At 52.6% G+C, this 17,996-nt stretch carries 19 protein-coding genes; 5 read left to right on the top strand and 14 right to left on the bottom strand.

The genetic code is table 11. From position 1 onward, the window contains the following. Positions 1-45: 45 nt before the first annotated feature. A complete protein-coding gene (locus tag D3F01_RS07410; RefSeq protein WP_242887513.1) occupies positions 46-813 on the top strand; it encodes a copper homeostasis protein CutC in 768 nt (255 codons plus the stop codon). A 54-nt stretch (positions 814-867) separates the two neighbouring features. Here D3F01_RS07410 and D3F01_RS07405 read toward each other — a convergent pair whose 3' ends face one another. After that, positions 868-1,458 carry a rhomboid family intramembrane serine protease gene (locus D3F01_RS07405; protein WP_186851428.1) on the bottom strand — a complete coding sequence of 197 codons (591 nt, stop codon included), beginning with the start codon at positions 1,456-1,458 and terminating at the stop codon, positions 868-870. Between the two features lie 82 nt (positions 1,459-1,540). Further along, the gene (locus tag D3F01_RS07400; protein ID WP_242887510.1) at positions 1,541-2,824 is read right to left on the bottom strand and encodes an amidohydrolase family protein; all 1,284 of its coding nucleotides are present in this window, start codon (positions 2,822-2,824) and stop codon (positions 1,541-1,543) included. 168 nt (positions 2,825-2,992) lie between these two features. Here D3F01_RS07400 and holA point away from each other — a divergent pair, with 168 nt between their 5' ends. Together holA and D3F01_RS07390 are read left to right on the top strand one after the other, a co-directional pair. Further along, positions 2,993-4,021 carry a DNA polymerase III subunit delta gene (gene holA, locus D3F01_RS07395; RefSeq protein ID WP_156058306.1) on the top strand — a complete coding sequence of 343 codons (1,029 nt, stop codon included), beginning with the start codon at positions 2,993-2,995 and terminating at the stop codon, positions 4,019-4,021. Further along, positions 4,018-4,635: a DUF4093 domain-containing protein gene (locus tag D3F01_RS07390; protein WP_098924954.1), complete on the top strand. Its 618-nt coding sequence runs from the start codon at positions 4,018-4,020 to the stop codon at positions 4,633-4,635. Before holA ends, D3F01_RS07390 begins: the two co-directional genes overlap by 4 nt. Before the next feature lie 41 nt (positions 4,636-4,676). On the opposite strand, the gene D3F01_RS07385 is transcribed toward D3F01_RS07390, so the two are convergent. Together D3F01_RS07385 and D3F01_RS07380 are read right to left on the bottom strand one after the other, a co-directional pair. After that, positions 4,677-5,429: a ZIP family metal transporter gene (locus D3F01_RS07385; protein WP_227622120.1), complete on the bottom strand. Its 753-nt coding sequence runs from the start codon at positions 5,427-5,429 to the stop codon at positions 4,677-4,679. Positions 5,430-5,502: 73 nt separating this feature from the next. Further along, positions 5,503-6,042 (bottom strand): TIGR00730 family Rossman fold protein, encoded by a 540-nt coding sequence (locus D3F01_RS07380; RefSeq protein WP_242887508.1) that lies wholly within the window; start codon positions 6,040-6,042, stop codon positions 5,503-5,505. A gap of 132 nt (positions 6,043-6,174) precedes the next feature. On the opposite strand from D3F01_RS07380, the gene thiD reads away from it, so the two are divergent. Beyond that, positions 6,175-6,975: a bifunctional hydroxymethylpyrimidine kinase/phosphomethylpyrimidine kinase gene (gene thiD, locus D3F01_RS07375; protein ID WP_242887505.1), complete on the top strand. Its 801-nt coding sequence runs from the start codon at positions 6,175-6,177 to the stop codon at positions 6,973-6,975. A 25-nt stretch (positions 6,976-7,000) separates the two neighbouring features. Here thiD and D3F01_RS07370 read toward each other — a convergent pair whose 3' ends face one another. The 4 genes from D3F01_RS07370 to D3F01_RS07355 all read right to left on the bottom strand — a co-directional run bounded on the left by D3F01_RS07370 (position 7,001) and on the right by D3F01_RS07355 (position 9,430). Continuing rightward, entirely contained in the window at positions 7,001-7,573 is a 573-nt protein-coding gene (locus tag D3F01_RS07370) for a chromate transporter (protein ID WP_242887490.1), read from the bottom strand. Further along, complete coding sequence (locus D3F01_RS07365) at positions 7,570-8,139, bottom strand: chromate transporter (RefSeq protein WP_005930530.1); 570 nt, start codon at positions 8,137-8,139, stop codon at positions 7,570-7,572. The genes D3F01_RS07370 and D3F01_RS07365 overlap by 4 nt, the downstream gene beginning before the upstream one ends. Before the next feature lie 72 nt (positions 8,140-8,211). After that, the gene (locus D3F01_RS07360) at positions 8,212-8,811 is read right to left on the bottom strand and encodes an HD domain-containing protein (RefSeq protein ID WP_242887487.1); all 600 of its coding nucleotides are present in this window, start codon (positions 8,809-8,811) and stop codon (positions 8,212-8,214) included. Positions 8,812-9,100: 289 nt separating this feature from the next. Next, the gene (locus tag D3F01_RS07355; RefSeq protein ID WP_117476890.1) at positions 9,101-9,430 is read right to left on the bottom strand and encodes a helix-turn-helix domain-containing protein; all 330 of its coding nucleotides are present in this window, start codon (positions 9,428-9,430) and stop codon (positions 9,101-9,103) included. A gap of 151 nt (positions 9,431-9,581) precedes the next feature. On the opposite strand from D3F01_RS07355, the gene D3F01_RS07350 reads away from it, so the two are divergent. Beyond that, entirely contained in the window at positions 9,582-10,109 is a 528-nt protein-coding gene (locus tag D3F01_RS07350; RefSeq protein ID WP_097770289.1) for a nitroreductase family protein, read from the top strand. A 395-nt stretch (positions 10,110-10,504) separates the two neighbouring features. On the opposite strand, the gene D3F01_RS07345 is transcribed toward D3F01_RS07350, so the two are convergent. The 6 genes from D3F01_RS07345 to D3F01_RS07320 all read right to left on the bottom strand — a co-directional run bounded on the left by D3F01_RS07345 (position 10,505) and on the right by D3F01_RS07320 (position 17,994). Next, complete coding sequence (locus tag D3F01_RS07345) at positions 10,505-11,023, bottom strand: hypothetical protein (RefSeq protein ID WP_242887484.1); 519 nt, start codon at positions 11,021-11,023, stop codon at positions 10,505-10,507. Positions 11,024-11,096: 73 nt separating this feature from the next. Beyond that, positions 11,097-12,779 (bottom strand): recombinase family protein, encoded by a 1,683-nt coding sequence (locus tag D3F01_RS07340; RefSeq protein WP_242887481.1) that lies wholly within the window; start codon positions 12,777-12,779, stop codon positions 11,097-11,099. Positions 12,780-12,897: 118 nt separating this feature from the next. Next, positions 12,898-13,164 (bottom strand): DUF6870 family protein, encoded by a 267-nt coding sequence (locus D3F01_RS07335; RefSeq protein WP_007884026.1) that lies wholly within the window; start codon positions 13,162-13,164, stop codon positions 12,898-12,900. A gap of 469 nt (positions 13,165-13,633) precedes the next feature. Beyond that, positions 13,634-14,044 (bottom strand): sigma-70 family RNA polymerase sigma factor, encoded by a 411-nt coding sequence (locus D3F01_RS07330; protein WP_014080198.1) that lies wholly within the window; start codon positions 14,042-14,044, stop codon positions 13,634-13,636. 484 nt (positions 14,045-14,528) lie between these two features. Continuing rightward, positions 14,529-16,238, bottom strand: coding sequence for an ABC transporter ATP-binding protein (locus D3F01_RS07325; protein ID WP_110104184.1), 1,710 nt, complete (start codon positions 16,236-16,238; stop codon positions 14,529-14,531). Continuing rightward, positions 16,231-17,994: an ABC transporter ATP-binding protein gene (locus D3F01_RS07320; RefSeq protein ID WP_067532736.1), complete on the bottom strand. Its 1,764-nt coding sequence runs from the start codon at positions 17,992-17,994 to the stop codon at positions 16,231-16,233. The genes D3F01_RS07325 and D3F01_RS07320 overlap by 8 nt, the downstream gene beginning before the upstream one ends. Between the last annotated feature and the right edge of the window lie 2 nt (positions 17,995-17,996).

The raw sequence follows: 17,996 nt of genomic DNA, 5'->3' as shown, positions 1-17,996 counted from the left end.
GCAGTCCATTTCATCGCCCGCTGGCCTACTTCCCGGGAGGTTTTTATGCCCTATACTTTAGAAGTTTGTGTAGACAGTGTCGCAAGCGCGCTGGCGGCAAAGCGGGGCGGAGCCGACCGGCTGGAGCTGTGCGCCGACCTGATCATCGGCGGCACCACGCCCAGCCTTGCGCTGGTGCGACAGGTCAAGGCCGAGACCGGCCTGCCGGTGCGCGCCCTGCTGCGGCCCCGGTTCGGTGATTTCTGCTACGACCGCTATGAGCTTGCCCAGATGGCCGAGACCGCCGCCGCGCTGGTGCAGGCGGGTGCGGACGGCATTGTGACCGGTGTGCTGACCCCGGAGGGGGAACTGGACGTGGACGCACTGCGCCCCATCTACGCGGCCGCCCGGGCCGCTGCAAAGGCCGCTGGCCGTCCGGTCGTCTGCACCCTGCACCGTGCCTTTGATGTCTGCAAAGCCCCCTTTGCGGCGATGGAAGCGGCCAAAGCGCTGAACCTTGGCACCATCCTGACCAGCGGGCAGGCCGCCAGCGCCCCGGCAGGTGCTTCCCTGCTCCGTCGGCTGGTGGAGGCCGCCGGACCTGACCTTGAGATCCTGGTGGGAGCGGGCGTGACCCCGGCCAATCTTCCGGCTCTGGCGGCTGAAACAGGCGCGCACGCCTTCCACATGTCCGGCAAGCAGGTTCTGGACAGCCGGATGATCTTCCGGCGGGAAGGTGTTCCCATGGGCCTGCCCGGCTTCTCCGAGTTTGAGGTCTGGCAGACCAGCGAGGAGACCATCCGTGCCGCGCGGCGGGTCCTGAACGAATTATAATCCATAAAACGACCCCGGAAAGCTGCAGTCAAGCTTTCCGGGGTCGTTTGTTGATCATCGCTTTTTTCTGGCAGCCGGCCTCCTGCGTTTCCGGGGCAGCATGGCATACACATACCCAAAGGCTGTGCCGCACACACCGCCCACGATGTGCATGAAGTTCGCCACATTATCGCGGGCAAAGATGATATCATACACCTGCTGGCCCAGATACAGTGCCGCCACCAGCAGCATGGTCACCGGGATGCCGCCGGAGAAGCCCGACAGCGATGCCAGCATGATGAGCATGAACACGATGCCCGAAGCCCCCAGCAGGGCGGTATGGGGGAAGAGCACACACTGCAGAACACCCGAGATGAGCGCCGTGAGCAGGATGCCCTTGAGCAGGGGGCCGCTGCCGTATTTTTCCTCCATCGGCGGGCCGATGACCAGCAGCAGGAGCATATTGTTCAGGAAATGATCCCAGCTGGCATGGCCCAGCACATGGCCGAAGAGCCGGATGTAAAACAGCGGGTCTTTCAGAGAACCGCGGTAGACGCAGAACAGGTGCTTTGTGGTCCAGCCGCCTGTCCACTGCCCCAGGAACAAAGCCCCCAGGGAGAGCAGAAAAAAGGTCAGGATCACCGGCGAATTGTATTGCAGCTGCAATGTAAGCTTGGGACGTTTCGTAAGCGTTTCATCCTTTCAGCGCCCGCTCTGGCACGGACGGAATTTAAGGATATTATAGCATTTATGCCAGATACGGGTCAAGCAGGGCATCCACCGTTTTGTTCCGCTTGGGAGCGGGCTTGTGCACGGCACGGCCGCGGCAGACCACCAGCTCCAGCTGGCGCAGGGCAGTCAGGTCGTCCAGCGGGTTCTTCCGGGTCACAATGAAATCAGCGCTCTTCCCCGCTTCAATGGAGCCGGTCACTTCCCCCACACCGGCCAGCCGGGCATTGCGCAGGGTAGCCGTGTAGAGAGCAAACTGATTGCTCACGCCGCAGTATTTGTGGAAGTAGCACAGCTCCCGCCAGAAATCATACTGTGTGACGTAGGGGCAGCCCACGTCATTGCCCAGACCCACCGGAATGCCGTTGGCAAGGGCCATTCTGGCACTTTCCACCACGCCGTCAAAGACGATCCTGCCATTGTACTGGTCCTTCTCGGAAGCGCCGGAAATGGCCGGATCAAACAGTGCATAGGGCAGCGCCGGGGAGATGGTAGTGCAGACGAAAGCACCCCGCTCCTTGTAGAGCCGGATGGTCTCCTCATCCATCTTTGCGCCATGCTCGATGGAGTCCACGCCGTTTTCCAGCGCCACCTTCACGCCCTCGGGTGATTCGGTGTGGGCAGCCACGGGGTAACCCAGCCTGTGGGCTTCATCACAGACGGCCCGGACCATCTCAGGCTTCATCTTCAACTCGCCGGGGGTGCCCTTTTGGGTGGCATCCAGCACGCCACCCGTGATCATCAGCTTGACCAGATCCACCCCCTGTTCACCGGCCCTGCGGAGCTGGGCCAGCGCTTCGGCATTGTTGTGGGCCGCCACCGCCACCGAGCCTGCCATGTGCCCGCCGGGCACCGAAATGCCCTCGTTGGCGGCAAGGATGCGGGGAGCCAGGATCTTCCCCTTTGCCGCGTCGTCCCGGCAGCGGGTATCGAAATCTGCCAGACCGCCCACGGTGCGGATGGTGGTCACGCCGCCCAGCAGTTCCAGCTTGGCGTAACTGCACACCAGCCGGTAGGCCACCGCCCGGGTCAGGCCATTGCTCAGGATCCTGCGCACCAGTGCGGCGTTATCCCGGGGCTTTGCGCTGGGCTTGCCGTTGCCCGCCAGATGGACATGCAGGTTGATGAGGCCCGGCATCAGGTAGCCGCCCTTGAGGTCCACCTTCTCATACCCCTCACAGGGAGCGGTATCCTCCACGATGGCGGTGATCTTCTCCCCGTCCACCAGCACCATCTTGTGCGCCGCCGGCTCCATCTGTTCGGTGCCGTCCAGCAGGATGCAGTTGTAATAGGCTCGTTTCATCCGTATTTTTCCCTTTCCGTTCCGGCGCAGGCCGTTTTCTTTCAGTATATCACGTTTGCAGAAACGATAAAAGACATCTGTCGTGTTTTTCTTCTGCCTCCTGCATTGACATTTCCCGCCCCGGTGGGTACACTTATAAGGTATTCTTTTCTGAAAGGGGGCCCCGCCGTGGCAACGGAAGCCAAACTGCGTCAGCTGGCAGACCGCGGCTGCCCGGTCTACTATTTCTATTCCAGCGAGCGGTATCTTGTCCGGCAGGCGGTGTCTGCCGCCGTCCGGATACTGAGCGCTGACACGGATGAGGAGACCACCGTGCTGGACGGTGCCGCGCCCGAGATCGAGCAGCTCATCATGGCGGCGGGCACCATCTCCTTCTTTGGCACCCGGCGCGTGGTGGTGCTGCCCGAGCTTGACCCCGCCGCCTACGGCGACAAGGATCTGGAGGAACTGTGCAGCACCCTTGCCAGCCTGGAAAATGCCGTGGTGGTGCTGGGCAGCGTGTTCGAGCTGGAGCGCAGCAAGCTCAAGACCGGCAAGCGGGCACAAAAGCTGATCGCCGAATGCAAGAAGCTTGGCTTTGCCGAGGAGCTCTCCAAACCCAAGCCCTACGAGCTGAAGATGATGCTGATTGAGCGGGCCAAGGCGCAGGATACCACCCTGCCCGAGGGCGCTGCCGCAGCCCTGCTGGAGCGGTGCGGCGAGGATCCCTTCCTGCTGGAAAACGAGGTAGACAAGCTCTGTGCCCTTTCCGGCTACCAGACCGTTACCGCCGCCATGGTGGCTGAGATGGGCACCGTGAGCCTGGAAGCGGATGTGTTTGAGATGATCCGGATGATCACCGCCAAGAACGCCACCGGTGCCTGCAAAAAGCTGCAGACCCTGCTGCGCTTACAGCAGGAGCCCATTGCCATCACCGGCGCAATGATTGGCAGCTATGTAGACCTGTACCGGGTCAAGCTGGGAGCTTCCAAACGGAAGAGCTACGCCGCCGTGTTCAAGGATTTTGGCTACAAGGGCAGTGATTACCGGCTCAAGCGCTCAGCCGAAACGGCATCACATTACACGCTGGGCCAGCTGGAGACCTGCCTGCAGGTGCTGCTGGACCTCGATAAAAGTTTGAAGAGCCAGCCCGTGGATGTGCAGACCCTGCTGGAAGCAGCACTCTGCCGTCTGGCGCTGGCGGGGAGCGGACGATGAGCGAACGAGAACTGCTGCACACCGACCGGGTGCTGGTGGTGGAGGGCAAATACGATGCCGCCCGCCTTTCCCACCTGACCGATGCCATGATCCTGCTGACAGACGGCTTTGGCATCTACAAGGACAAAAAACGCCAGCAGCTGCTGAAAGCCCTGGCGAAGAAAAACGGCCTGATCCTCTTCACCGATTCTGATGCCGCCGGGTTCCGCATCCGCACCTACATCACCAATCTGGTGGGGGCAGAAAACGTGGTGCAGGCCTATGTACCCGCCATCCATGGCAAGGAAAAGCGGAAGCCCCAGCCCGGCAAAGAAGGCCTGCTGGGCGTGGAAGGCGTGGACGATGCCATCGTCCTGCAATGCCTGCGGGATGCACTGGGCGCAGAAGCCGGGGCCGCACCTGCCCGCCCGGAGGGTCGGCAGATCACCTACACCGACCTGTACAACTGGGGGCTTTCCGGCACCCCAGGCAGTGCCGAGCGGAAATACCAGCTGCTCAACGCGCTGGGCCTGCCGCCCCGGCTCTCCAAAAAGGAGCTGGTGGAGGCGCTGAACCGGCTGTACAGCTTTGAGCAGCTGGATACCCTGCAGGCCGAAATACTCGAAGCACACTGACAGACAAAAAGGAGACCGCACCGCGCGGTCTCCTTTTTGCGTTACAGGGCAACATCCAGCGCCATCATCAGGGCAAACCCTGCCACCACGCTGATGACCCCCGCTGGTTCGTCTGCCTCCACGGCTTCCGGGATCATCTCCTGTGCCGTCACGCAGACCATGCACCCGGCGGCAAGGCTCATCAGCCAGGGCAGGGCCGCACTGACCCACCCGGCCAGTGCAAGGGCCAGCAGGCCCCCCAGCGGTTCCACAAGCCCGGAGGCAGCCCCCGCCGCAAAGGCGCGGCACTTAGACCTGCCCTCCTGCGCCAGCGGCAGGCTGACCGCAGCTCCCTCGGGAATATTCTGCAGCCCAATGCCCAGCGCAAGGGCCAGCGCCCCGCTGATGGCATCCGGTTCTCCCCGCAGGGCCAGCGCGGCAGCAAGGCCCACCACCATACCCTCGGGCAGGTTGTGCAGGGTGACTGCCAGCACCATCCGCCCACTGCGGCCCGGCCCGGCGTTCAATAGGCGGCCCGCCAGCGTTTCCAGCCGCAAAAGCCCTACCGCACCCAGCAGCAGGCCCACAGCAGGCGGGACCCATGCAGGCAGCGGCCCCTGCTCTGCCCGTTCAATGGCCGGCAAAAGCAGGCTCCATACGCTGGCCGCCAGCATGATGCCCGCCGCCATGCCGCAGAGCATCCGCCGGGTGGCAGGCTCCCCGGTCTTCCGCAGCAGGAACACACCAGCCGCACCGGCCGTGGTGCAGAGCATCGGCAGCAGCAATACCGCCGCCGTCAGGAAAATCTGTTCCAAATCGCACTCCCCCTTTTCCCGGTCTATGCCAGGGCGGCAGGAGGTGTGCAGAGAGCGACCCTAAACAGGATCTTCAAAACGATTTCTGCAAAATTTCCTTGATCTGCTCCAGATCCTCTACAAAACAGATCCCCTGCTGGCGTTCCGGGGAGGAGAGCCCCTTTTCGATCATCCGGGCAAGCAGGGCTTTCAGTCCGTCGTAGTAGCCGTGCAGGTTATAGAGGATGCAGGGCGCATCCAGATGCCTGAGCGACACCTTGGACATTACCTCGGCGATCTCCTCCAGTGTGCCGGTGCCGCCGGGAAATGCAATAAACGCGTCCCCCAGCGCGATCATCTTCGTTTTGCGCTCAGTCATATCCTTTGTCACGATCAGCTCCGTCAGCCCCTCGTGCTGCAGCTCTCCCTGCACGAAAAACTCCGGCTCCACGCCGGTCACTTTGCCCCCGGCGTTCAGGGTGCTTTCGGCGATTTCTCCCATCAGGCCGCAGCGGGAGCCGCCGTACACCAGCGCGTTCCCGCTCTCCCCGATCCACCTTCCCAGCTCCTGCACCGCCTGCTTCAGGGCCGGATCATTGCCCTCGTTTGCGCCCAGATATACCGTGATGTTCATTGTATTCTCCCCCAGTTTCGTTTTTGCCTTATTTTATCACGCTTTTCTCCGGCAGAAAAGAGGGCGGGTCGGTTTTCCTTGCAAATACCGCCGGACTGTGCTATGCTGAGAGGAAAAAGGGGGATTTTCCTTATGAAAACAGCATTGACCATTGCCGGAAGCGACTCCAGCGGCGGCGCAGGCATTCAGGCCGACATCAAGACCATGACCGCCAACGGCGTGTTTGCCCTGAGCGCCATCACGGCTCTGACGGCCCAGAACACCACCGGCGTGACCGGCATCTTTGAGACCACACCCGAATTTCTGGCCCAGCAGCTGGATGCGGTGTTCACCGATATCTACCCGGATGCCGTCAAGATCGGCATGGTGTCGTCGTCTGCGCTCATTGAGACCATTGCCAAAAAGCTGCGCCAGTACGATGCCAAGCACATCGTGGTCGATCCCGTGATGGTGGCCACCTCCGGCTCCAAGCTGCTGCAGGACAGCGCCATCCAGATCCTGACCGGGCAGCTTCTGCCCATGGCCGAGGTGGTCACGCCCAACATTCCAGAGGCCGAGATCCTATCCGGCATGACCATCACCGATGCCGCCGGGATGGAGGCTGCTGCAAAATGCATCAGCGAAAAATATGGCTGTGCCGTGCTCTGCAAGGGCGGCCACAAGGTAAATGATGCCGACGACCTGCTCTGGCGCAACGGCAGCGGCAAATGGTTCCACGGTGAGCGCATCGCCAACCCCAACACCCACGGCACCGGCTGCACCCTGTCCAGCGCCATTGCCTCCAATCTGGCAAAGGGCTATCCCCTGGATGCCGCCGTTGAGCGGGCCAAGGCATATATTTCAGGCTGCCTGTCCGCCATGCTCGATCTGGGCAAAGGCTCCGGCCCCATGGACCACATGTTCGCCCTGCGCGGCGAATTTGTGGAGCACTGAGCCACAAAAAAAGGACGATGATCTCTCATACGCCCCAGAACAGGATCCCCAGTCCCGCCGCCAACAGGATCATTCCGATGGGCGACGGGGCTTTTTGCGTCCGCTTCTTCCAGACAAAATGCACCGCCCATAAAACAGCGAACACAAGGATCGATCTCACGTCCGGCGCAAATCCATCTGCCAGCGTCTTGATGCCGCCCAGTGTGGAGAGCATCATATTCAGTGCAGTTGCCAGGATCATGGCCACCACGCAGGGCCGCACGCCGGAGAGAAAGGCTTCCACGCCCGCATACTTCATCAGGTTTTTCAGCACCGCCGCGATCAGCAGGATGATGAAGAACGAGGGCAGCACCACACCCAGCGTAGCAATCAGCGCCCCCGGAAAGCCGCCCTGTGATGACCCGATAAAGGTTGCCATATTGATTGCCAGCGGGCCCGGCGTGGACTCCGAAACGGCGACAAAGCTCAGGAATTCTGCTTCGGTCAGCCAGCCATGACGCAGCACGGTCTCCCGCACCAGCGAGATCATCCCGTAGCCGCCGCCAAAGGAGAGCGCTCCGATCATCAGAAAATTGAGGAACAGCTGGAGGTAGATCATGCTTTCTCCTCCTTCCGCAGCTTTCTTAACAGGTAGAGCAACACCCCTGCCGCCCCGCAGAGCAGGATGTAGTAAAGGGACGAGAAGGACACCGCCGCCACCGAGCAGCCCACCATGGCCGCCACAACACCGGCAACGATGATCCTGTTGAAGGCCGTGCCGGACAGGCTTTTCAGCATCTTCATCCCCGCCGAAAGGATCAGATAGATGACGCAGACCTGAATGCCCCGGAACGCGCTTGCCACTGCCGACAGCTGCAAGAACCGGTCAAACACCAGTGAGATCAGGTAGATGACCACAAACGAGGGCAGGCAGACCGCCAGTGTGGATGCCGCGGCCCCCTCTGCCCCTTCGATCTTATAGCCCACATAGGTGGCGCTGTTCACCGCCACAGGGCCCGGCGTGGACTCCGCAATGGCGACCATATCGAGAAATTCCTCCCGGCTCAGCCACTGCTTGTCCTCCACAAATTCCCGTTCCAGCAGGGCCACCATTGCGTAGCCGCCGCCAAACGTGAACGCACCGATCTTCAAAAAAGTCCAGAACAGATCTCTTGTTTTTTTCATACACTTCACCTCGCTGCCTGCCTATTATAGCATAAAGTCTCCAATCAGGAAACCCATTCACAAGACCTTCGATCATCCTATCTCTTCCGGCACAAATGAGTCTTTCTCACAAACAAGGTAGATGTCCTTCTTCATTTTCTTCTCAAAGTATTGCTTCAATCTCATATTGGAATCCCACTTGTCTTGCGGATAAAAGCCATACCGTTTCTTTACATCGTTCATTCTATCTTCTATATCCAGAACCCCTTCCGCTCCTGCCAGACTATCACACAATTGAATCAACCGGTCATAATCATCGTATACTGTCCTGGCCAATTCAGTCTTAATCATTTTCATTTCTTCATCTGAAACATCAAATTTTCCAATGTATTCATTTATCGTGTGATTGTTAAAAGAATGCGTCAAACAGATTTTTGCCGCCTCATCATATCCAAGGCACATCATATATGCGTACCCATCGGAAACATGGCCAAGATGTCTTACGCCAAATTTTCTTCCTATATCATGCAGTAGGCCTAAAACATAGGCCTTCTCCGCATCCATATCTCCACATGCCGCTGCTATTTTTTCTGCACAGTGCGCTGCTGTTAAACAATGTTTTCCCCAAGGCCCCGGATTATTTGATAGACCATCCCGAAGCAACGTCATCGCTTCTTTTCTTGTTGGCAGCATAACTTATCCCTTCTTCCCTTTATTTATGCATTGATAAAAACAAATGCCGAAAACCCGCATGAATACAGGCTTTCGGCATTTTGATCCATTACTCGAGCTCGGTAAGTCTTAATTGTTACTAAGCAAATTTGTTTAGTGTATCTATCTTTGGATGTTCACTTTTCCATGAGATTGCCGTAGTAGATGTGGCTTGCTGATTTTTTAGTATCAGGATAGTATCACGCAACCAGCGGGATCTCTGTGAGTATTATAACGTATTTACGTTCAGGATGCAACTGTCTTTTAAGGATTACTTCTTGCTTGCATCTGCCAGATAGTTTTCTCCCCATTTACACATCGCATCCAAAATAGGAATGATGCTTCTCCCAAAGTCGCTGAGCGAATATTCTACCTTTGGCGGCACAACAGGATAAACTTTCCGAATAACTAAGTTATCATTTTCAAGCTCCCGGAGCTGCTGTGTCAGCATTTTAGGCGTAGCCTTGGGAATCAACTTTCCTATCTCATTAAAGCGCAAGGTATTATCAATCAAATGCCACAGAATAAGTGCTTTATATTTCCCACCAATCAAATCGAGGGTTGCTTCAACCGGGCAGTTAAAGGTACTTGGACATTTCATTTTTCTCTTCCCTACACTATCTTTTTGGGTAGTATATAACAAAAAAGTGCGTTCTTGCTTTTTTGAAAACGACTGATAAAATCATAGCATAGGCCGATTGAATTATCAAGACCCTACACAAATTTACACTTCCAGAAAGGACCATCACATTATGGATTTTTTGACACTTGCAAAGAAACGGTATAGTGTACGCGCTTACACAAAGCAGAAGGTTGAGAAGGAAAAGCTGGATGCCATCTTAGAGGCAGCTCACGTTGCACCCACGGGTGGTAATTGCCAACCTCAACACCTGATTGTAGTGCAGAGTGATGAGGGCCTTCGTAAAATTGGAAAGGCCACAAATATCTATGGTGCGCCGCTGGCAATTATCGTTTGCAGCGATACAAATAAGGTCTGGACACGTCCCTTTGATGGTAAAAAGCTGACCGATATTGATGCAAGCATCATTACCGACCACATGATGATGGAAGCCACCTACTTAGGTTTAGGAAGCGTATGGGTATGCTATTTCAAGCCGGACATCCTGAAGGCTGAATTTAAGATTCCCGACAACCTTGAACCGGTCAACATCCTTGTCCTCGGCTACGCCGACACCTCTCGTGAAAAGGCTCTGTCCGCAGATCGCCATGCAAAAATGAGAAACTCTCTTTCTGCCATGGTATCTTTCGAGAAGCTTTAACTTAAAATTATATCTTTATATCATTCTATTTTCTCTGGCACGTCCAACCATTAAGATTTTCTTAATAGTTCCAACTGCTAAACTCGAACCATCCGGAAATCCCGGATAGTTGATAGACCACCCAAGTTATTAAGCATTCCTTAACAACTGCTCCGAACTCTTCGGAATTTCCGAAGAGTTGCCCCTATATACGCAGAACCCCCGTCAGCGCACACTGACAGGGGTTCTGCTCGTTCTTGATGGGATTGAGTAGAGCTTACTCGAGCTCGGTAGGTTCGGATTCTTACTAAACAAATTTGTTTAGTAAAGCTATTCTTGAATATTCACTTTTTCATGAGATTGCTGTGCTAGATGTGGCTTGCTGATTTTTTAGTATCAGGATAGTATCACATTTATCATTTTTTGTCAACTTCAGCATATGGTTCATTCAATACTTTTTTAATAATTTCAAAAAGCGGTATAAAGTTGGAAAAATCCATATTATCAAATGGTTTTTCCTTATTCAATATTCGTTTAGCAAATTCCATTTTAGAAAGCGCATAATTCTTTTTTTCTCCTCCATCCCACGGCTTAATTACTTTCTTTTTGTCGGATCCATCAATAATATTTATTTTGCCTGGACCACAACTATTTCTGTTCTCACAAAAATATTTTTCTTCACCTACCGAGAACCCTGCATCGTCAAACTCATTGCCTATAAAAAGTCTTCTAGATTCACCATCATCACAATGGCATTCTCTTGTTATTTCTTCATCACTATAAAGATGTTCTATGCAGATGTCTGGTGTCTTTTGCCTTATTTTCGGAATCGGAAGGCACAGAGAATAGACATTATTAGACCAGTTTTTATATTCATCGCCGCTTTGTAAACTCTTCTTGACATCCGGAACATCACAGTCTGCAATGAAAATCATCTTTTGGGGTTGCCTTAACATATGATTAGCGCCTATTAGGAAAACACACTGTCAAAGGGGTTTGTAGCGGGGGTTAGCCCGCTACTGCGTTATCTTCCGTAGTGTTGATTTCAATGTACTCGGCAATCTTGCGGAGCTCGTCAGCAAATTTGAATTTCACGCTGATATTACCGTTTTCATAGACCTTGATATAGTCCACAAGTTCAACCAAGATTTCACGATTGAGGGCTTCAATGTTCTGATACTTCATAAAGGCTACCAGTGCAGGATGCTCGTTGTCCACACCGTTTGCCAGTTCTGCGCGTTCAGCGTTCAGCCGGGTAAGCACCGCGGAAATATCAGAAGTCTGCCGTTCATAGTCAGCCTTCATATCCCGGTATTCCTGCTGGGTGATTTCACCGTCTTTCCAGTCCTGATAAAGAGATTGCTTGTAGCGTGTTATCTTTGTCAGTTCCCGCTCTTTTGCAGCTATCAGATCGTCCAGTCGGTAAGACTGGCTTTTTTTGATTGGAGCGGAATTGATCTGCGTGACGATTTCCGAGTAGGAAACAGCCAAATGTACCTGATGCTGTACAGCGAACAAAACAGCAGCCTCCAGCCGTTCATGCTTGATTGAGTGCATGGTGCAGGCTGTCCGGGAACGGTTCTTGTAGGTTGAGCAAGAGTAATATACATTGTTGTTCTTGCCAACGCATCGGGTAATGGCCCGCCCGCAATCGGCACATTTCAGAAAGCCGCTGAATAAATGTACCTCACGGCCTTTCGGGGAAGTACGGGTATCACGCTGTAAGAGAGCCTGTACCTTGTCGAAAGTTTCATAGTCGATAATGGCCTCATGCGTTCCAGCCACTTCTACCCATTCCTCGCGTGGAACAGCTTCAATCTGGTGTACCTTGTAGCTTTTCACCCGGCTTCGGCCTTGGGCTAAATCCCCGGTGTAGGTCGGATTGGTAAGAATGGAGTGGATCATGCGGACTCCCCACATAGGATCGTCATACCCTCTTGTCGAAACAGGCAAGCCCTTTTGTACCTTGTAAGCCGAGGGGCTCGGTACGCCGTGTTCGTTCAGGTACAGCGCGATAGCACGTTTTGATGACCCTTGAATAAGCATTGTGAAAATGAGTTTGACATTTTCAGCAGCATCGGGATCAACAATCAGCCTGTGCTTGTCCTTTGGGTGCTTTACATAGCCGTAAGGAGCAAATGCTCCGATATACTGGCCGTTGCGCCGTTTGTAATCAAATACCTGCCGGATCTTTTTGGAAGTCTGATAGCAGTAATTATCGTTCATCACGTTTGTAATGGGAACGATGATATTTGAAACGCTGTCGGGGTTCTTGTAGCTGTCCACATTCTCAGCAAGGCTGATAAAGCGAACACCCATTTGAACAAACAGGTTATCGATCAAACTTCCGGCATCGCTATAATTTCGTGCGAAGCGGGACAGGTCTTTTACTATAACGCAGTTGATTTTACCACTCATGACATCCGCCAAGAGCCGTTGAAAATCTTCACGGTTGGCGTCCGTTCCAGTATGACCATCATCCACATATTCCGTGATGCTTTCAAACTCGTCAATGTTGCGTCGGTAAAAATCGTTCAGTAGGTCACGCTGGTTCTTTACGCTGTTGCTATCGTCTTTTCCTTTTTTCAAATCTTCCTTTGAAAGCCGGATATAGATGCCCAGCCGCCAGCGGCGGATTGTGTAAGAGGGAGAGAAACTCTGCTGATACCCTCTGTTTTTTGCTCGTGCCATTGTTCCTCCTTCCCTATCACATTACACTTATATTATAACTCTGTCCGGGGAGGACAACAAGGATGCCTCCACTTCGGGACACTTTGTCTCGAAGAAGCAAAACGAGCTGTAGCCGAAGTTACAGCCCGCTTCTTTGCCGCAGCAGGAAATCCGTCAGCTTATCTTGGAGAGATGGCCCGCTTTCAGCAAATTCAATTTTCACGCCAACACCACCGATGCAAAAGCAGTATGGATTTTTGACAGTCTGCAAAAATCGAGAGATGCGCTCCTTTCGGGAAAGCGCATTGTCAAAGGTCATACCGCTCACATCAGGCAGGGACTCGGCAGCCACCGCGCCAATGTCAACGCTTCTCATTTGTTCAAGTTCCTGTGTAGTTAATTTCACGGTAAACCTCCTTCGCAGATTGATAGAACGCCTCCCGCTGTTTGGTGGGGAAACGCAACAGGCCAGCACCACCGGGATGCTGGCCTGTTGCCTTACTCCACCTTGGGACACTTTGTCTCAAGGTTTATTATAGTTTTTGAATATTAGAGAGCGCCGCACATATTTACTTGGCCTGTCCAAAGACAATCGTTATTTTCTGTGCGGCGCTCTCAACGAAAGTAAAGCGACAAGCCCGGAGGAACAGGCAGCCAACCTGTTCAGCGCCGGATCATGGCCTTGGGATGGCCGGGCCCATTTACAGTGTTGGTGTTGTTCGCTCAATCCCTTTTGGGAAATGTCACCGCGCACCCACCGTTTGGCTCCCCGTACTTACTCAGGGTTGCCGTTATTCCCTTGCGTTAAGAAGAAAACCTCCTCTCATAAACCGAGACATTTTTTCATCAATTCCAAGTGGGTTAAGAAGAAAAAATCAAAAAGTTTTTTTCATGCGTTCAAGGCCACGCTTGATCGACTGGCGAATAGACTCCTCATGTACGCCCTCGGCCTCGGCAATTTCCTTAATCGACTTGCCAAGAATGATATGTGCGTCAATTCTGCGGCCCTGGATCTCCGGCAGAGAATTGAGAGCGTTCCACAGACGAAGAAAGGTTTCCATCCGTTCAAGGAGCTCCTGCGGGGTCGGCTCATGCAGGCAAGCGGAATATTCAATCCCGTCATCGCAGTCCAGAGAATACTGCGCCTTGTGCCGGGAGAGCCGCCGCTGGTAGGCCATTTCATAGCGGGCATCGGCCTTGAATACCTCGGCCACCTCGTCAGAAACTTCGATAAGCTGATCCTGCGTGTACCAATAATAAAAATCTTTCAAATTGATAGTAGTCATCGTAAAATCCTCCATTTCAGTTTGTTCGGGGTTGGTCGGAAACGAAATGGAGCAACGGCGGAGAACGGCACCGCACCTCGGGACACTTTGTCTCGAAGTCTGGAAAGCAAAATGCGCCTGTGCGACACAAGGCCGCACAAGCGCACGAAAAAGTATTATCGGTTATGTACTGTTTAATTTCATGTTCAAAACCGGACTGCTCCGATGGAGGGACTACGCTTTTTTTAGCTGGTGCAAATCATGGATACTACGAAAAAGAGAAAAGGACACGGTAAAATAACCTCCCATCGACTACCGTGTCCCTGCAAGTCGTCATTGGTTTGTGTAAACGCAAAGAAACGGCGGCTCTGATTTCTCAAAACCACCGTTAGGGTAATAACTTAAAATGAGCGCGCAAAATCACCTGCCCCAGCCAGCGGTTTTTTTCTTTCCCCGTAGTCGGGGCAGGTTCATGCGCTATGCAATTATTCTTCTTTAGCTTCTATCAAGCTGATATTTTTTGCTCTGCGTTCCACATAGCAGCATATTTTCCGCCTTTCGCAAGCAATTCTTCATGGGTTCCCGATTCAGCAATCCTGCCATCACCCATTACAAGGATTTGATCAGCGTTTTTGACAATGGAAAGGGTATGAGCAATCATTACCACTGTCTTTTTTTCTTTTAGCAGATTGGCGATGGCCTGCTTTACGGCAAGCTCATTTTCAATGTCAAGAGATGCTGTTGCTTCATCCAAAAGCAGGATGGGGCTATTTTTCAGGATGGCGCGGGCTATTGAAATTCGCTGACGCTCACCGCCAGAGAGAAGATTTCCATTCTCGCCAGTCGGCGTATCGTATCCCTTTTCCATCTTACGGATGAAGCTGTCACAGTTAGCCTCCCGGCAGGCAGCCTCGATTTCCGTGTCCGTAGCATTAGGACGAGCGTGTCGGATATTATCCCGGATGGTATCGTCAAAAAGAAATATGTCCTGGTCTACCATAGAAACTTGCTCCAGTACACGCTCTGCGGCAACATGGTTAATGGGTTTACCGCCAATAGAAATCGTCCCGCCCGTTGCTTCATAATATTTTGCAATCAGGTTCAAAATAGTAGATTTGCCGGAGCCAGAGTCTCCGACAATGGCCGTGAGCTTTTGATCTGGCACCGTAAAGGTGGCGTGTTTTAGTACCGGTTCACCGGGAACATATGCAAAATCTACATTGTCAAATGTGATTTCATGGGTAGCTGTGTGAAGCGGCTCCATGCTGCCAGTTTCCTCCGGCTCATTCATTACACTCAAGATTTTGTTTTTCGAGATCATCAGGTTCTTATAACTGGTAAGGTCTACAAAAATCGAGTTAGCCAGCTTTGCACAGAACAGGGGCAGCATACAAATCAAAAGGTAGTCCACCGTGTTCAGTGTCCCTGCGACCCAGGGTGCATAGGCCAGCAAGATAACCAGCGGGCAGGACAGCCAACTCAAAATACCAAAGACCGCACCAATAGGAAGCACTTTTGATTCGTACACAAAGCTGATCCGGGAAAACTCCCGCATGGCGTTGATAACAGTTTTGTTCTTCATACCGCCTACACCATAAGCTCGGAAAGTCTGAATACCAGAAACATACTCAACAATGCTGCTGACGTTCTCCGCACAAATATCGTTCTTTGCTTTTCCATATTTCCGTACCATGCGGAAAGAAAGCCATAGGCCGGGGATTAAAAGAAGATCGGCTATCAGCAGGATAATTCCTGCCGGAACATAGAGCGTCATAACAAAGACAATCAACATCAATGACAGGGCAAAATTCTTTGCGAAATCTCCGACTTTATGGGTCAGGATTTTTTCGTAGTTGTTTACGTCGCTTGTAATGGTGTTGATATAATCGCCGGTCTGCCCCTGCGTAAAGCGGGACAGTGGGATGCGCTTCAAATGGTCACCCATAAAAAGCCGAATATTCTTACTGACCTCCGCACCGCCAATCTGCGCTTTGGTATAACCGTAGCTGTAAATCAGGATACGGAGAAGAAAAACCACTGCAATAATACCGGTCAGAGCCAGAACGCGGTTCATGTCAAATTGACCCGACCACAAAAACTGCATAACAGAGTAAAGCAGCATAAATAGGCTGCCGGAGAGAAGTCCTTCCAGAACAGTACCGCCAACACCAATATAGAAATTGTGGTTCTTTTTTAATACATCGTGCTCATTCATACTGCTCGCCTCCCTCCAACTGATAAGTGATATTCCGGGCTGTTTCGTAGTCATCCCACGCTTTTCGATAGTAGGCGTTGGTCTTCCGAACTTCCTCATGGGTGCCAACGTTGGTAATTGTATGGTTTTCCACCACAGCCACCCGGTTGCACATTTTCAAAGCACTCAAACGGTGTGCTACTACAATGACTGTTTTGCCTTTGCATAGATTTTGAATAGCTTTATCAATCTCCATCTGATTTTCCGGGTCAGAGGCACTTGTGGCCTCGTCCAAAATCAAGATAGGTGCATTTTTCAGAATTGCGCGGGCAATCGCGATCCGCTGTTTTTCTCCGCCAGAAAAGCGGGAGCCGAAACTGCCCACTTTTGTGTCATATCCATCCGGCAGGGACATGATAAAGTCATCAATCTGTGCCTCTTTTGCGGCAGCCCGCACTTCTTCCAGAGTAGCGTTACTACCCATACGGATATTTTCCAGCACGCTGTCACGGGTGAGGAAGGTCTTTTGAAATACGATAGCTATATTTTTCAGAATGGTATCGTAGTCAAGCTCCTTGACATTTTTGCCGCCAATCAGCACTTCTCCTTCCTGCACATCGTAGAACCGGGAAATCAGTTCAATCACAGTGCTTTTACCGGCACCAGATCGGCCCACAAGAGCCATGCGCTCACCATCATTGATTTTGAGGTTGACACCATGCAGTACATCGGTTTTGCCGTCATAAGAAAATCGGACATTCTGAAGTTCAATATCATGTTTTTGGGGGAAGTCTGTTCCACCCTCATAAATCGGAATATTCAGTATCTCTTTGGTCTTGGTAATAGCGTTCAGTACATTTGCAAAGTTTGTACCCAATTCCTGTAAAGGCCGAATTTCCGTCAGATACATAGAACCGACATAAACAAACAGCAGAAGCGCACTGGCTGTCAGTGAACCTTTCAGGAAAAACATCCCGCCTATCGGAACCATCAGCAGCATTCCACATTCAATGATAACGACAAACGCTGCATACGGAGGCCCCATACGTCGGGAAGTCTCATTCCACATGGCATTTTCCTCATGGATTGCGCCGGAAAATTTCTGGAAGGACTTGCTCCCCATGTTATAGGCTTTAATCAATTTCATTCCGCCGATATATTCGATCATAACAGAATTTAGTGTGGTAATGGATTGGTTGGCCCGTTCCATCAAATCATCGGTATTGCGGAACATCGCCCCCATTACAACTACAGCCAGAACCAGCGGAACAAGAGAAATCAACGCCAGTGGAACATTAACGGTCATCAAATAAATAAAGATGACCACCGGCCCAACCAGATAGCACACAAGGTCAGGAAGATTATGCGCCAGAAATAGTTCCAGTTTTTCAATATCTTCATTCAGAACCGTTTTAATATCCCCTGTGCGCCGTTCATTTAGGGCACCCAAAGGCGCTCTGGCCATGTGTTCCGCCACCATACAGCGCACTTTGAACAGTGCACCATACGCGCCTTTATGGGCAGCCACGCCGGAACATCCGAACAGTACAAAACGCAGGGTGACAGCAGCGGCAATCATTGCCACAGTCTGCACCACAAGTTCTTTTGTGCAGGCATTGTTGAATGTGGCATCCATCAACCTGTAAATCCCAATGTATGGGACAATAATACACAGCCCGCTGCACATGGACAGCAGGATTGCCAGAAACAACCAAAATTTCTGTTCTCCGGCCCAATGGAGCAGCAATGCCATACTGTTTTCTTTTTTCTGCTTCATAG

Origin of the sequence: Faecalibacterium sp. BCRC 81149, from assembly GCF_022750605.1 — a bacterium.
In the GTDB taxonomy this organism is placed as follows: Bacteria; Bacillota; Clostridia; order Oscillospirales; family Ruminococcaceae; genus Faecalibacterium; species Faecalibacterium duncaniae.
The sequence above is the reverse complement of the archived record's forward strand: the minus strand, read 5'-3'. Positions and strand labels throughout refer to the sequence as shown.